The organism is Macrococcoides caseolyticum (assembly GCF_002902665.1).
GTDB lineage: Bacteria > Bacillota > Bacilli > Staphylococcales > Staphylococcaceae > Macrococcoides > Macrococcoides caseolyticum.
Window position 1 is genome coordinate 1 of the sequence record NZ_PPRM01000024.1, and the last position, 16,653, is coordinate 16,653.

The window sequence follows — 16,653 nt, forward strand, 5'->3', positions numbered from 1 at the left end:
TTCATAGAAAAAACACCTCCGTATAAATTCATTTTAATATGAATTCAACGAAAGTGTTTTTATTTTAATCCCACATCATGGGGTTAGCGCAGTATTTATGTCTTGAGTCTTTTATCTTATTTATTGATATAATAATCTAAAAAAATGAATGAGTGATGATATGAAACATTATCAAATACGATTTAATCAACATACTGAAAATGCTTTGAAAAAGACGAAAGGTCTCTCTTTTCTTTTTGTATTATATGGTGATCTAGAATGTAGTATTAACAAACAGCATCATCACATTAATACAGGTAATGTCATTTTATTAAATCATGGTGACACATTATTAATCAGTAATTGTAATGGCTATTTCATGCAGTTTGATATCCCACCACAGTTATTGGATAACGTCATCGATAATCCAACTGCTTTTGATTTGCAACCGAATCACAATACTGTGCCAATGATTAAAAATACTTTAGCGAAAATAGGTATCGTTTATTTAAGAAAAAGTCAATACTACAAATTATTTATCGAACAAGAACTCATGTCACTATTAATGTTACTCATCAAATATGTACCAAAAATACAACAAGATGTGTTATTTACCTCTGACCATGATGTGCGTCTTGAACGTGTATGTCGATTCATTGAAATGCATTACGATCAACCGATCACGTTACAAGATATGGCTGATTTAGTTCAACTCTCTCCTGCTTACTTATCTAAATTATTTATGAGAAAGATGAACATTGGCTTTAACCAATTCGTTAATGATGTCCGATTAGAACATGTGATGCAGGACTTAATTCATACTGACGATACAATGGTTGACATTGCACTACAAAATGGCTTCACCAATGCAGCGTTACTGTCTAGAACATTTAAGAAATTAGCAGGTGTTTCCCCTAGTGAATTTCGTAAGCAACACCAACAACCGATAACATATATAACAAATAATAATATTTCTAAGCGTGAATTAATTATTCGTTTGTCTCCTTTTGTCATCAATGATACGCGACAATTCATTGAAACACCTGAAATCGAAAGAAATATCAATATTACTTTCTCCAATTACTATGATATGATTCATCAATTCAATCATATTATTCAAGTTGGTGATATGGATGCCCTGCTCTCCGAACAAGTACAACAGCAATTAATAACTTCTCAAAAAGAAATTGGAATAACACATGTATTGGTCAAAGATGTGATTGAAAGTCCGAATTTAATTTCAGAAGAAGTTTCTACAGATGAACATATCTCGAATTTACAACGATATAATAAAGTCGATGCTTGTCTCGACTTCTTAACCCATCACAATATAGGATTGATTCTTACGATTGATCCTATTCAAGATGAAAAAACATATATTAAACATCTTTCAGATTTCTTAAAGCATGTCACAATGCGCATGGATGTGAATAATGACATTAATATTAAACTTTATGTTAAATATATAAATATTAATCGCTACAAGCAAATCATTCAACGTATTTGTGACTTTATACCTAAAGTAAAAGTATTGATTCATTTAAATATTGATGCCATTGGAGATACTGTTGACATTATTCAATATGATTATCATATAGAAAAAGTTGTATTTGATGCGAATCAAAATGATATTATCAATTACGAAGCTACAGATGATGCTGTATTCGAACACGCAAAGCATCATATTGTAGATAAAACGAAAAAAGTGCAAGCCTTTTTAGCACATCATCAAATCCAGAAACCTTTAGTTCTATTGAACTGGAATACATTAACCGGAGATACGCATTTAACAAATGGAGAATACTTCAGAGGTGGTATTATATTTGAACAGTTTCTCCAACTGAACAAAATGATTGGCACCATCGGTTATTGGCTTAATTATGATTTGCATATTCATCATGCCTTAAATGAGAAAGAATATATGAATAGCATCGAGTTGTTCCATCAATATAACGGTAAACGTCCTGCTTTTTTTACAAGTCATCTCTTTAAAAAATTACTATCAAATATTTTATATCATTTCGAAAATTGTATTGTTGTGGGTGAGCCACATCATTTCCAAATCATTGTATATGATGCAGAACATTTTAATCCTTATCTTACATTAAATACATCCTTACCTTTCCTTGATAATAAGGAAGTCAGAATTAAAGTGAATGACTTATTACCAGGGACATATCGTATTAAGCATTACACTCTTGATAAAGAACATGGGGCACTTTATCAAGTTTGGCAGTCGTATAATACACAAAGTGGTATTGATGCTGAATCCATTGAATATATCAATCGCGTTTCATATCCGAAATTACAAGTTAGTGATCAAACCGTTCAACATGATTTTGAGTACAATCTTAAACTGTTAACGAATGCTATACACTTAATTGATGTCAAACGCTATATTGAATAGGACAAAAATAGTTTATCTATTTTTGTCCTACTTTTTATTTTATTATAAAAATAACATAAATTGACAACAAAAAAAGCATAAATCGAAAATATTAATATATTAATATAACCTACAATAAAGACAAGGAGATGAAGAACATGAATAAACAATTAATCGAAGCTTTAATAAACAAAGAAGAGAAAATGATTGAAATTAGACGTTACTTACATCAACATCCAGAATTATCGTTCCAGGAAGAGAAAACAGCACAATACATTGCAGATTTCTACAAAAACAAAGACGTGCAAATAGAAACAAACATTGGTGCGCGTGGCATAAAAGTTACCATCGATTCGGAAAAACCAGGTAAAACTTTAGCAATTCGCGCCGACTTTGATGCATTACCAATCGATGAAGCAACAGGATTACCTTTCGCTTCACAAAATAAAGGTGTGATGCATGCATGTGGACATGATGCACATACAGCTTACATGTTAGTGCTAGCTGAAACATTAGCTGAAATGAAAGATAACTTTACCGGTAAAGTCATTGTTATTCATCAATCTGCTGAAGAAGTACCACCGGGTGGCGCTAAAGGCATGATTGAAGCTGGTGTACTTGAAGGCGTTGACAATGTGTTAGGTGTACATGTAATGAGCACAATGGAAACTGGTAAAATTTATTACAGACCAGGCTTTGTTCAAACAGGACGCGCATTCTTTAAATTAACAGTTAACGGTAAGGGTGGCCATGGTTCTTCACCACATATGGCTAACGATGCAATCGTTGCAGGGAGCACATTTGTAACTGCTGTACAAACTGTTGTATCAAGAAGATTAAACCCATTTGAAACTGGTGTTGTAACAATCGGTTCTTTCGATGGTAAAGGACAATTTAACGTTATTAAAGATAGTGTTGTCATCGAAGGTGATGTTCGAGGTCTAACAGATGCAACAAAACAAACAATCGAGAAAGAAATCAAACGCATTACTGCAGGATTAGAAACTATGTTTGGTGTAACTTGTGATTTAAAATACAATGATGATTACCCAGCTTTATATAACGATCCAGCATTTACACAATACGTAGCAGACACTTTAACGAAAACAGATTTAGGCTTCGGTGTTGAAATGTGTGAAGCACAACCACCATCAGAAGACTTTGCTTATTATGCAAAAGAAAGACCAAGTGCATTTATATATACAGGAGCAATGCCTGAAGATGGAGAAGTATATCCACACCATCATCCAAAATTCAATATTAGTGAAAAATCATTATTAATTTCTGCTAAAGCAGTTGGAACAGTTGTATTAGATTATTTGAAAGGAGAACAATAAGATGGAAACTACTCAAAACTATAAAGGTGGGAATAAATTAATACTCGGAATCGTGCTTGGTGTTATTACATTCTGGTTGTTTGCTCAATCACTTGTTAACGTTGTACCCCCATTACAAAAAAGCTTTAACGCAGATATGGGTACCATTAGTATCGCCGTATCACTTACCGCCTTATTCTCTGGTATGTTCGTAGTTGGTGCAGGAGGATTAGCTGACAAAATCGGTCGCGTTAAAATGACAAATATCGGTCTTATTTTAAGTATCGTAGGCTCAGCATTAATCATCGCAACAAACTTTTCAGCGTTATTAATTTTAGGACGTGTCATTCAAGGATTCTCAGCAGCCTGTATTATGCCTTCTACACTTGCTATTATGAAAGCTTACTATGAAGGTTCAGAACGCCAACGTGCGTTAAGTTACTGGTCAATTGGATCGTGGGGTGGAAGCGGTGTTTGTTCATTATTTGGTGGCGCCGTTGCTACAACATTTGGCTGGAGATGGATCTTTATCATCTCAATTATCGTAGCTATTCTTGCTATGATTTTGATTAAAGGAACACCGGAATCTAAATCAGAAGTTAAAAATACATCTAAATTTGATATAAAAGGATTAATTATTTTAGTTGTTATGTTACTTAGCTTAAATGTGATTATTACAAAAGGGTCAGCAATTGGATACACATCACCACTATTCTTCGGATTAGTTACGCTAGTATTAGTAGCATTCGTCTTATTTTTAAAAGTTGAACGTAATATCAATAATCCATTAATTGACTTCAATCTTTTTAGCAACAAACCATATACCGGCGCTACAATCTCTAACTTCTTACTTAACGGGGTCGCAGGGACATTAATCGTAGCGAATACATTTGTACAACAAGGATTAGGTTATACTTCATTACAAGCTGGATACTTATCAATCACATATTTAGTCATGGTATTACTTATGATTCGTGTCGGAGAAAAGATTCTTCAAAAAATGGGTGCAAAAAAACCGATGTTACTAGGTACATTTATCGTAATTATTGGTGTTGTATTAATCTCATTAACATTCTTACCAGAAACAATTTATATTATTAGCTGTGTTATCGGTTACTTATGCTTCGGACTTGGATTGGGGTTATACGCCACCCCATCCACTGATACTGCCATCTCAAACACACCTGAAGATAAAGTAGGTGTTGCATCAGGAATATACAAAATGGCTTCATCACTTGGAGGAGCATTTGGTGTAGCTATTAGCGGTGCAGTTTACGGTGTTGCAGTTGCATCTATGGATGTCTATACTGGCGCAATGATTGCACTTTGGGTTAACGTAACAATGGGAGTTATCGCATTAATAGCCATAATGTACACAGTACCAAACGATGATCCAAGAAAACAAATTAAGTATTAATAATAAATTCAGATTATATTTAATACATTTTATTATATAAGAATGAAACTTATAAATGTCATTAAAAAGATTCTATTCAAAAAATTAGATGAAAAGAAAGAACATACATTAGAAATTCGTCGATATTTTCACCAACATCCTGATCAAACAAGTCCATTAGATTTTAAAACAAAGTGAAGCTATTTATTTTAATGAAATTGTTGAAGGACAAGCATTATCAGGTTCAGAAGACTTTGCATTCTATTTAACTAAAACACCAGGCGCATTCTACATTATGGGTACAAGAACCATAAGAGTTGATTCACCTTTTTCAAACCACCATCCAAGATTCACTATTAATTAAGCTTCAATAATGGTTTGTGCAAAATTTTAAAGTGAAATTTTGTTAACAAGAGTAAAATAAAATTAAGAGATTAAGTACAAAACTGACTTAATCTCTTTTTAAATTATTTATTCAGTTAAAAATCCAACCTTATTAGGCAAACCTCATCATTTGTGATAACTTTGAGCGTATCGTTTCAAACAGCGGTTTATGGTTTCTGTAGAGCTTAAATAATATTATAATCAATCTAATGTTTCCTGTGGAACAATGTTAATGAAATGGGGTTATCCAATGTCTATTATTTATTTCGTCAGACACGCCGAGAGGAATACAAGTATTAAAACAGATGAAACAGCTCCATTAACTGATAAGGGTTTTAGAGATGCTAATCAACTTAAATACTTCTTTAGTGATAAAAATATTCAGTCTATCTATAGTAGTCCCTATCAACGTACTATCGATACTATCGAACCTACTGCCCTATATTTAGGGTTATCTATCAATCTTATAAATGAATTTCATGAAAGAAGGATTGGTGCTTGGATAGAGGATTTTCCTATATATGCTGAACAGCAGTGGAGGGATTTTAATTATAAACGTCAGAACGGAGAGTCTTTAAGTGAAGTTGGAAAACGTCTGTTAGATTCTTATCAAAAACTTGAAGAAAGCTTGAATGATAACGTCATCATCTGTGGTCATGGAACAGCTTTTGCAGTACTATTTCATCACCTGACAGATGGAAAATTTGGTTTTGAAGAGTGGAAACGAATGAAAATGCCAGATTTGTATAGCTATGAGGTTGGAAGCAATCAACTGAAGAACATAAGTTTTTCAATTGGCTATCAAAATGATAAATAAAACAAGAATCATTTGGTTGAATGGCGCTTTTGGCGTAGGTAAAACAACAGTAGCAGAAGCATTAGTAAAAGTTATACCGCACTCTTATCTTTTTGTTCCTGAAGATGCAAGAGGTTATATCAATCATGTTATACCTGAGGATATAAAGTGTTCAGACTTTCAAGATCATTATGAGTGGTGAATGATTAATCGCCTGATGATAAATAAACTTCTGCAACAATACACAGGAGTCATTATTATTCCTATGACTATAACAAACGAAGATTATTTCTATGAAATAACTAAAGTCATTGATTCTGCTGCTATTAAAAACTTCTTACTAGCAGCAGACAGAGAAACTCTTGAAAACAGGTTAATAAAACGTGATGATAATATAGGTTCATGGTCCCATCAACAAATAGAGAGATGTCTAAAAGCTTTTAATAATATAGACATATATCAGGTGATTGATACTAGTAATAAAGAAATTGATGAAATCGTTTCATCTATCCTCATAGAAATTAGTTGATAAGATTATCTTAATCATACTTATTTAATTCTATGACTACAAATTCTCCTGTCTTTATTTTATATCTTTGTTTTTTATTGCTGTATTCTGTCCCATATACGAGATTTTGGATAACTTCAAAGACACCTGAATGTGCCACAATCATAATGGACCTTTCATTATCATTCTCTTTAATAATTCTGTTCCAATATTGCTTGATTCTTTCATAAAATTCTTTAGGACTCTCACCTTCCGGATATTTTTCATCCCATTTCAAAGTATTCCAATAAAGATCCGGAAATCTTTCTTCTGCAATCTTATTATCCATTCCAGCTAATAATCCATTATTCACTTCTCGAAGTTCTCTGCAATAAGTCACATTATCCAAATTTAATATACTTCTTAATATAGCAGCAGTTTCAACTGCTCTTAGCAAATCACTACTTAATAAAGCATCAAACTTTACATCTACAAGTAAATGCGCCGCCTTTTTAATCTGCTCTACACCACTTGAAGTTAAAGGTTCATTAGACCATCCGCCTCTTTTGTTTAATGTATCTTGTCCATGTCGCAGAAGATATACTTTCATAAATCCTCCTCTTTCTAACTACTAATTAAGTGTTTTTTTATCGTTTGTTTAGTAATGCACCCAGACATTCAAAATATGTACTACTATAAGGGAGAAATTCCTCTCTTGTAAATAATATTTCTTCATCATCATCAGATATTTCATAGCCTGAACAGCTTTTAGAATGATTTAAGCAGAAATTATAGAAATCCTTCTTATGTACTTTTATTAAGGCTTCAACCTCAGCGTCATGTTTAATCTTTTTAAGCTCTTCTGCTAAAATTTCGAGCGTATAGATATTAATAAATTCTTTATCAATCATTTCAGGAGTTGTGAGTTCTTCAGGAATTGTGCAAAGAAAGTTTAACCTTTCAAAAGTTACGTTAAGGCCCATTTCTTCTTCAATCTCACGTACACCATCTTCCACTGTCTCTGTACTCAATAAATGTCCACCTACTGTAATATCGAATTTCCCTTTATAATCAGCTACGGTTAAACTCCTTTTTTGAAGTATCAAATTGTCCTTATACGTAAAAATACATTGAAACGTCTCATGCCACTCTTCATTTTGGTGTGCTTCCTGTCTTTCCATTGTCCCCTTTAATTCATAGTTACTATGAAAAACATTTATTATCTCAGACATTTATGGCTCCTTAACACTTAGCTTATTTAATATATCTAGTTATTATTTTACTTATAAGTTTTAGTAACAATTCTCATCATATCAGTGTACAATTCTAAATTATCAACTATAACAAGTTTCAATTTACTTCTAGTTCTTGTAATGTTTTGAAATACCATTTGGATAGGTTCAAAGTGATATCTTTCACCTACGTATTTAAGTGATTTATCTTTTATAGCAAAACTTTGATCGAGAATAATCACTACTTTATCAAATTCTTGACCAATAACTCGGTGAGAGTTCTTTTCTTCATTAATTAGGCAATAATTAGAAAAAGTTGATTTTCCATATCTGGCTCTAGTATATGGAAGATAGGTCCAATCTCGATCTTCTAAATATCTTATATATTCAATAAAATCACTATTTTTACCAATAATATCAATTTCAATATTCTTATAATTCTCATTATTTTTTTTATCGTTATCAAACAGCTCTTTTATAAAACTCGCTATCTCTTTGTTTGATCTAATTTTATCAGTTAATTTATAGTGGTATATATCTTCAATTTGTTCTTTCATATACTCTAAATTATTGTACTTTCCTTCATTCTCTTTAAAGTATTGACGAGGGTCCAAAGAAAAAATGATATGTGTTTCATTCTTCATAGCTTCATTTATCAAGTCTTTTAATTGATATGGATACATTCTTTGTGCTTCATCTACAAGAATAGCATCAAGATTTTTATAATCTAAATATTCTACACCTTGACTAATACTATATATATTCCAGTTTTTATCCTTAAGTTTTATATGACCATCATTCAGATACCCACAGTGTATTATCGCAATATTACAATCATTTTTCATCAATGTTTTTGCTGCATCATATAAAACTAAAGATTTGCCAGTCCCCGCTTTTCCTTCAATTATGAAACTCTTTTTTAACTTAATTATTTCTTGTACTATTTGTTGTTGATGTTGTGTCAAGATATATTTAGATTCAAGAAATTTATCGGTATCATTGAATGGTGAAATAAGATATTTTGAAGGTACAAAAGTATTATCTAGATGTTCATTTTTTAAAGTTTTATATTTAGCCATCAAACTCACCACTGTTTTTATATCAATCTCTATGGTTAAGTCACTTTCAATCATATAACTATAAAATTTATTTTCATTACTTACATACGTAATTATATCTATATTTTGAGTAATGGCTTTTAAGTAAAAATAATTTCTTCTTTGCTGTTTTTCAATAGCCTTTTTTTCAGAAGAGCTTTTTAGCTCTATATTTAAAATTCCCTCTTCTGCATACTTCAACAAATCAAATTCTGGATTAATTTGTTTAATTCTATAGTTAACGTAAAAACCATCAAAATAGGAAACACCATTATCTAATTCGTGAAGGCATTGAACAAGTTTAACGATCCCTGTTTTTTCTACTTCCTTTAAGTCATTTAAGTTATATTTATTTTTAATCATATCAAACGTCTTTTCATCGTAACAGATGTTTGCAAGTGTCTTTAAGTTTATCAAATTCATTTTTACAACCCCTTATAAAATTTAGAAACTATATAACAATAAAAACATTTTATATCTAGAAAAATCATGATGAATTTTATTTGATAGCTATCAGCAACTTACCATCTATACCTATTATCATTGAATTCAATTTCTTTAGTCGTTTTTTCGTAAAGTAAATAGTTTACTAAATCCTGGTGCTGATATTCATTTAAACCGTTATCTATCCACTCTTCATTCTCTAACCACTTTAATGTATTCTTATACCACAGCATATCGTCCATCGTGGCTTTAGGTGCTTTCTTACGTTTATAAATTCAGTGAGACCATTTAACTCTTTATCTAAATTATATTCGTAAATCAGATCCTTGACATTCTCAAATTCATGCTAAATTTTCATATTTTAATACAACGAAAAACCGCATCATTTGTGATAACTTCCTCCCCTAATTATTCTAAACCCTCGATACACTTGCTCCAGCAGTATCACTTTCATCATCTGATGCGGAAATGTCATCTTGCTAAATGATAGGGCGTAGTTAGAGCGGTCCATAACACTTTGGTGAAGGCCATTTGATCCGCCGATAATAAACGTCAGATGACTTTTACCGGTATTCATCTTTTGCTCCATCTCTTTTGATAACTGCACAGAGTCGAGCTGCTTGCCAAGAATCTCTAACGTGTAGACAAAGCTATCATCTTTCACCTTACTCAATATTCGTTCCGCTTCTTTCCGCTTCGCAATCTCAATATCTTTCTCACTCATATTATCCGAATCTTTCTCGTCAGCTACCTCAACGAGTTCTATTTTCGAATATGCACCAAGTCTTTTTACATACTCATCTACAGCCATCTTCCAGTACTTCTCTTTCAACTTACCCACAGTTATTATTGTTATTTTCATGTTTATTCATTCCTTTTATAAAAGTTATTCTACTTATCCACAAGTTAATCACATATTCACATTTCACAATCTTATTATAATCACATTTTAAAGGTTATTCATATGAATTTTGTAAAATTACAATGCATAAAAATAAAAAGATGCTCGTTTTACCGAACATCTTTTCGTTTTTGTGTATAACTTATTATTTATGCACAAAGTTATCCATAGTTATGCACATATTTTGTGAATTTTCTCTACTTATACACATGTGAATATTTTAAATCTCATAAATTGGCGTTGCCACAGCTTTATCTGTATCACAGATTCTCACTTCATTCTCAGTATCAATATCGTGTGCGTTTAATATTTGTTGTACACTCATACGCGCAATATCTTTCATGTTATTATCTTGAGATAGATGTGAAAGATATATACGCTTTGTACTTCCAGTAATCACATCACGCATTGCATACGCAGCATCTTCGTTAGAAACATGTCCCATATCACTTAATATACGCTGTTTCGTTTTCCATGGGTAACGGCCCATACGCAGCATATCTACATCATGATTGCTCTCGAACACATAACAATCGCTTCCGTGTATCATACCTTTCATACGGTCAGATACGTATCCTGTATCCGTAATAACCGTAAGTTTCTTATAATTATTATTGAAGATATAAAATTGCGGATCTACCGCATCGTGTGACACACCGAATGATTCAATATCCATTCCTGCGATTGATTTTGTTTCATACGGATTAAAGATAAACTTCTGATCACTTGGTATTTTCTTATCTGCATGTTCAATTCTTTCCCATGTCTTCTCGTTAGCATATACGGGTAACTTATATTTACGTGCCAATACGCCGAGACCTTTAATATGATCGATATGTTCATGTGTTACAAGTATCCCGTTTAAGTGTTCTACTTTACGATCAATCTGATCGAATAATCCTTCTATTTTCTTACCTGTTAGTCCTGCATCTACTAAAAGTGATCCTTTTTCACTTTCTACGTAAACTGCATTTCCTGTACTGCCACTTGCTAGTACTGACATGTTAATCATCAAATCACTCACTTAACTTACAATATTGGTTGTTCAGGATTGACTGCATCAACGTAATACGTTTCAATTGATGCATCCTTCTTTCTCACAGCAATCTGCCATGTAGGCTTGAGCACTTGTCCCCTTACTTCACGTACAATTGAGTAATAGCCTAATCGTACACTCATCACTTGATCACCACGTTCTAATTTTGTCTGGTAATAAAGTACTTCAAGTGCTTCTTTCGCTGGTATAACTTTCTTTTTCTCATTGTTCTTTCCCAATCCTTCTTGGATATCTTTTAAATATGTCTGTTCAAATGATGTTACTTCATTCTTTGCGTTATATGAAAACTTTATCTGTGCTTTATCATTATTTAATATTGGATATTCTCCATACATCTGATCAAAATACAAATTTTTATTAGCACGATCAATACCGCTTAAAGTATATTCTTTACCTTTATCAATCTCTGTAAGTAAATAATTTTTAATACCTTTTATGATATCATCTTCTTGAATTGATGTTAATTTAATTGCCGGTTTAATTTCTACTTTTGTCACTGTGCTCAATTCTTCACTTTTTTTTTCGAAATCAGAAGAGCTTTGTGTGAATCCCGCACTTTTACCTGATACGATATTCATCTTTACGTTCTCTACAGAAGGAAGTTTTGTTAATTTGATCCCTTCTTTTTTAAAGTCTAATTTTTCACTGCTCGTATCCTCTACAATATTCGCACGTTGCACTTTCTCATAGTATATATAGCCTAATGCTATATTAATGATGAGAAATACAAATATAAACAATGACGTCGCGTGCTTCCAATCCATTATACGAGCCTCCCATCTTGATACAATCTCCACTCATTATTATATTTCACATACCACTCCGGCTCGAAAGATAATGTAGATTGAATCGTATCCTGATCTGAATAGACCATGTTAAAGCCGATCATCATATTACTAACTTGATCAAAATGATATTCTTGATTTGATGCGAGTTTATAACGGACCTCTTCAGCCGAAGGAAGTTTAGCGATATCTTTTGTTGAAGGGACTGCTACGCTTGTTGAATATAAACCACGTTTATATTCATAAACGTCTCTATCTCCCCATATAATATCAATTTCACTAAGATGATTTTCATGAAATACTGGATATCCTTTAAAGAACATTTGATAGCTGATTGCATTATCTGACGATTTTATATCAAAATAGCGATAATCATCAGTAAACCCACCATGTTCACTAATAAAATTGAAACTGCTGATTAAGTGTTCAAGCGGTCGAGGTTTAGCATGATTGACTTCTGATAAATTATTAAATTTATATGTTGCTTTATTTTTTACTTTCACAATACCCGTATTAGAGTTGTATGTTTTTGAATCTTTTTTATCTTTACGTTCGATAATACTATTTTTATCTCCAAGTACTGCTTTATTAATATCATCTACATTAATTGTATCTGCAAGATAACTATACCTCTTAGTCTCTGAAGGATATTCCGGCACATAGATACTTGTCTTTTCGTCTGTCGATTGTTCATTTGCTATTATTCCTGTATAGGATTCCATGGATTTTTCGCTATGTTCAACGAATTCATTAAAATTATTACTCGAAGCATCCATTTCAATTGCTACCATTGTCTGATGATCAGTAATAACATATAGGACTAAATTATCTTTTGAATAGCTGTCCACAATGAGGCGATTAAATGTTTCATCGACATCCCCTTTAAAAGTACTGTCTAAAATATCCGAAAGATACATAGATAGTGGAAAGTCACTTGCAAAATCTAATATTAGAAATCGTTCTTTCATCCCTTTAGGCATGTAATTCATATTGAGTTGTTTTGTGCTTATAGCAGTTATTTTCTTATTAGAAAGACTGTTGATATATTCCAGCAAAATATCTTTGTTTGTTGTACCATAAATACGATTATTCGTATAGCTTACCACTTGATATGGTAAAAAAGCACCGTGAATATTATCTAAATTTTTAGGACTTAACGCAGTAGAACTTTTAGTAATCGAGCTCTCTATATTCACAAGATTAGGTTTGAAGTTCCATATTTTATATGTCAATACAACGCTCATCAAAACAAGGGTGAAAAGTGTAAGACCTTTAACTATACTTTTATACATCCCATTCACCATCATCTAGCACTTCACAAGGTAACGTTATATACACCGAAGTGCCGTACCCTTCCTTACTATTAGCCCATATTCTCCCATTATGAGCTTCAATGATTTCCTTACTAATTGCGAGACCTAACCCAGTTCCGCCCATTTTACGTGTTCGCGCTTTATCTACACGGAAGAAACGGTCAAATATTTTATCTACTTTATTCAAAGGAATACCGATACCATTATCCTTAATTTGTATCGTCATACGATTGAACAACGTATTTTGTTTCACGTGGAATTCAACTTTCTTTCTTCCTTTAGAGTACTTCAACGCATTCGTAATTACATTATCAAATACTTGCGTCATCTTATCTGGATCGATTTCAACGAATATACCATTTTTAGGGATATCACGTATAAAGGTCGCATTCTTTCCTTCTGACATCTCAAAGCGATTGATAATTTTGTGAATAAACATATTAAAATCAATCAACTCTTTATTTAAATTATCATCTGTATTATCCATCTTAGATAATTGAAGCAAATCATTGACTAAACGAATCATACGATCTGTTTCTTCTCTCGTCACACTTAAAAATTGGGGCGCTAAATTCTCATCTTTCCAGGCATCTTCTTCTAATGCTTCAATATAACTGCGCATACTCGTTAGTGGCGTACGTAATTCATGTGATACATTCGCAACAAATTCACGTCGTTCATTCTCAACGTGATGTTGTTCGGTAACATCATGCAGTACTGCGATATAACCCGTAATAAACCCTGTATCTTGAATAATGGTACTAAACGATGCTCTTACAATAAGCCTTTCTTTTTCATTAATATCAATGATAATACCACCTGCGATATCCTGCAGTTCATCTAATGAATAATGCGCTTCGATTGCAAGAATATCCAGAACATGACGTCCTTCTACATCATCTTTATTCATATCAAGCATCTTAAGTGCCATTTCATTAACAATACGGACACGACCACGTCTATCTGTCGCAATAACCCCATCAGACATGTGCGTGATTACTGAATCGAGTCTACGCTTTTCACTCTCTGTATTCGCCTGCGCTTCTTGCACACGCTTAGATAAGTTATTAAAAGTTAGTGCGAGCTCACCAATTTCATCGTTACCGTATACTTTAACACGATTTGTGTAGTTCCCTTTAGACATCTCTAGTGCTTGATTACGCATATCTGCAATCGGTTTAGTAATAGTTCTTGCGATAAAGAACCCAAGAATAATTGTAATTAACAATGACAGACCCGTACCGATAATAAAGATACTATTGATTTTCATCAACTGTGCATATACGGACTCAATAGACTCTTCAATATGAATTACACCAAGAATTTTATTGTTATCTTTAGTCGGAAAATTCTTTACCCAAACTCTTACCTTACCACCAGGGTCATCACGCAGCTTAATACGATCATTCGTTTTCCCGAGCGATAAAGAATTTTGTATCTGTTTATCATTGATCTTCTGGTTGATATTTTCTTTAGTTGTATCATTACTTGTCGCAAGGATAACTTCTGAATCATCAATAAAACAAATGGTATCTATCTCTGTTCTTAATGCATATTCATCTACGACTTTCTGTACTTCTTTTTGTATTTTATTTGGTGAAGATTTATTTTCGTTATATACAGTTCTAATATCATAGTTGATAGACTTTATTTGCTGATTAATATTTGTTTTAAAATTCTTCGTAAGCTCTTTTTCGAGATTATTTGTAAAATAAAGTCCGATAATTTGCATGCCAATAATAATTAATAATACGTAAATAACAGCGAGCTTTATATGTAACGACTGAAGTTTTTTAAAGATCACTTTCATTCTATTACTCCTGCGTCTGCAAGAAATATCCTACACCACGGCGTGTCACAATATATTCTGGATGACTTGCATCATCTTCAATCTTTTCTCTTAAACGTCTAATTGTCACATCTACAGTTCTTACATCTCCGAAATAATCGTAGCCCCATACTGTTTGTAGTAGATGTTCGCGTGTCATGACCTGCCCAATATGCTTTGCTAGATAATGAAAAAGTTCAAATTCACGGTGTGTCAGTTCGATATCTATACCACGTTTCTTTATTGAATAAGCTTCAGGGTAGACTACAATATCTTTAATGACAATATTTGTGGACTCTTCCTTCTCTTCAGACTGTGTTTGTGAGTAATGACGACGTAAATTGGCTTTAACTCGCGCAATCAGTTCACGTGTAGAGAATGGCTTTGTCACATAATCATCTGCACCAAGTTCCAGACCTAATACTTTATCAATCTCAGAATCTTTAGCTGTCAGCATAATAATTGGCATATCGTACTTCTTACGCACTTCACGACAGACTTCCATACCATCACGACCTGGAAGCATGATATCTAGTAATACGATATCTGGTTGAATATCATAGATTAGCTCTACAGCATCATCGCCATCATAGGCGACATGAACTTCATAACCTTCTTTTTTCAAGTTAAATTCTAATATATCTGCAATCGGTTTTTCATCATCTACAACAACGATTTTTCTCGACATACATTTCCCTCATCTCATAAAATTTTTATAAGTATCTAACTTATAATTTACCACTGTTTAATATCTTTTTCTATACTACTGACAAGTACAAAAAAGAAGATACGTAAACGTATCTTCTTATGAGCGGTCCCGACGGGAATCGAACCCGCGATCTCCTGCGTGACAGGCAGGCATGTTAACCGCTACACCACGGGACCATGTATAAATATGTAATTGGAAAATGGTGACCCCTACGGGATTCGAACCCGTGTTACCGCCGTGAAAGGGCGGTGTCTTAACCGCTTGACCAAGGGGCCATATTTTTTAACACAAGATTGATTATAGCATGATAATTTTATAAATATCAAGCATATTTTTAAATAATTTGCGATTTTTTCTGTATAATTATTAATATATATTAGATTGGAGTGGACAACATGGATATAAATTCCCCTAAACCTATTAAAACACATAAAAAACTTCCGCTAAAGGAAGGCACTGCACCCTTACTAAGGGAGCTCAATAAAAACACTATTTTCTAGGCTGCTAATTTCCTATATTCTATAGGGGATAAGTAGCCTAGTT

The 16,653-nt window shown here is 32.8% G+C and carries 15 protein-coding genes and 2 tRNA genes; 5 read left to right on the plus strand and 12 right to left on the minus strand.

Annotated elements, in window-relative coordinates:
- The first annotated feature begins 160 nt into the window (after positions 1-160).
- From aryK to CD152_RS04485, 5 genes are all read left to right on the plus strand, one after another.
- On the plus strand, positions 161-2,386 hold the full coding sequence (aryK, locus tag CD152_RS04460) for a transcriptional regulator AryK (protein ID WP_169926160.1): 2,226 nt from the start codon (positions 161-163) through the stop codon (positions 2,384-2,386).
- A 137-nt stretch (positions 2,387-2,523) separates the two neighbouring features.
- The gene (locus CD152_RS04465) at positions 2,524-3,702 is read left to right on the plus strand and encodes a M20 family metallopeptidase (protein WP_086037803.1); all 1,179 of its coding nucleotides are present in this window, start codon (positions 2,524-2,526) and stop codon (positions 3,700-3,702) included.
- A gap of 1 nt (position 3,703) precedes the next feature.
- Complete coding sequence (locus CD152_RS04470) at positions 3,704-5,098, plus strand: MFS transporter (RefSeq protein WP_101141716.1); 1,395 nt, start codon at positions 3,704-3,706, stop codon at positions 5,096-5,098.
- 613 nt (positions 5,099-5,711) lie between these two features.
- On the plus strand, positions 5,712-6,278 hold the full coding sequence (locus CD152_RS04475) for a histidine phosphatase family protein (protein ID WP_086037801.1): 567 nt from the start codon (positions 5,712-5,714) through the stop codon (positions 6,276-6,278).
- Between the two features lie 181 nt (positions 6,279-6,459).
- Complete coding sequence (locus CD152_RS04485) at positions 6,460-6,786, plus strand: hypothetical protein (protein WP_103214452.1); 327 nt, start codon at positions 6,460-6,462, stop codon at positions 6,784-6,786.
- Positions 6,787-6,796: 10 nt separating this feature from the next.
- On the opposite strand, the gene CD152_RS04490 is transcribed toward CD152_RS04485, so the two are convergent.
- The 12 genes from CD152_RS04490 to CD152_RS04540 all read right to left on the minus strand — a co-directional run bounded on the left by CD152_RS04490 (position 6,797) and on the right by CD152_RS04540 (position 16,385).
- Positions 6,797-7,354 carry a histidine phosphatase family protein gene (locus CD152_RS04490; protein ID WP_086037798.1) on the minus strand — a complete coding sequence of 186 codons (558 nt, stop codon included), beginning with the start codon at positions 7,352-7,354 and terminating at the stop codon, positions 6,797-6,799.
- 37 nt (positions 7,355-7,391) lie between these two features.
- Complete coding sequence (locus tag CD152_RS04495) at positions 7,392-7,976, minus strand: NUDIX hydrolase (RefSeq protein WP_103214453.1); 585 nt, start codon at positions 7,974-7,976, stop codon at positions 7,392-7,394.
- A gap of 47 nt (positions 7,977-8,023) precedes the next feature.
- Complete coding sequence (locus tag CD152_RS04500; RefSeq protein WP_101031510.1) at positions 8,024-9,496, minus strand: DEAD/DEAH box helicase family protein; 1,473 nt, start codon at positions 9,494-9,496, stop codon at positions 8,024-8,026.
- 98 nt (positions 9,497-9,594) lie between these two features.
- Positions 9,595-9,750 carry a hypothetical protein gene (locus CD152_RS11825; protein WP_157819848.1) on the minus strand — a complete coding sequence of 52 codons (156 nt, stop codon included), beginning with the start codon at positions 9,748-9,750 and terminating at the stop codon, positions 9,595-9,597.
- Between the two features lie 149 nt (positions 9,751-9,899).
- On the minus strand, positions 9,900-10,379 hold the full coding sequence (gene rlmH / locus CD152_RS04505; protein ID WP_086037792.1) for a 23S rRNA (pseudouridine(1915)-N(3))-methyltransferase RlmH: 480 nt from the start codon (positions 10,377-10,379) through the stop codon (positions 9,900-9,902).
- A gap of 259 nt (positions 10,380-10,638) precedes the next feature.
- A complete protein-coding gene (locus CD152_RS04510; RefSeq protein ID WP_101141699.1) occupies positions 10,639-11,430 on the minus strand; it encodes an MBL fold metallo-hydrolase in 792 nt (263 codons plus the stop codon).
- Between the two features lie 17 nt (positions 11,431-11,447).
- The gene (locus CD152_RS04515) at positions 11,448-12,239 is read right to left on the minus strand and encodes a two-component system regulatory protein YycI (protein ID WP_086037790.1); all 792 of its coding nucleotides are present in this window, start codon (positions 12,237-12,239) and stop codon (positions 11,448-11,450) included.
- Positions 12,239-13,552 carry a YycH family regulatory protein gene (locus tag CD152_RS04520; protein WP_157827336.1) on the minus strand — a complete coding sequence of 438 codons (1,314 nt, stop codon included), beginning with the start codon at positions 13,550-13,552 and terminating at the stop codon, positions 12,239-12,241. The genes CD152_RS04515 and CD152_RS04520 overlap by 1 nt, the downstream gene beginning before the upstream one ends.
- Positions 13,545-15,383 carry a cell wall metabolism sensor histidine kinase WalK gene (gene walK, locus CD152_RS04525; RefSeq protein WP_103214454.1) on the minus strand — a complete coding sequence of 613 codons (1,839 nt, stop codon included), beginning with the start codon at positions 15,381-15,383 and terminating at the stop codon, positions 13,545-13,547. Before walK ends, CD152_RS04520 begins: the two co-directional genes overlap by 8 nt.
- 4 nt (positions 15,384-15,387) lie before the next feature.
- The gene (gene yycF / locus CD152_RS04530) at positions 15,388-16,089 is read right to left on the minus strand and encodes a response regulator YycF (RefSeq protein ID WP_012655932.1); all 702 of its coding nucleotides are present in this window, start codon (positions 16,087-16,089) and stop codon (positions 15,388-15,390) included.
- Between the two features lie 124 nt (positions 16,090-16,213).
- A tRNA-Asp gene (locus CD152_RS04535) sits at positions 16,214-16,286 on the minus strand.
- Positions 16,287-16,310: 24 nt separating this feature from the next.
- Positions 16,311-16,385, minus strand: a tRNA-Glu gene (locus CD152_RS04540).
- Between the last annotated feature and the right edge of the window lie 268 nt (positions 16,386-16,653).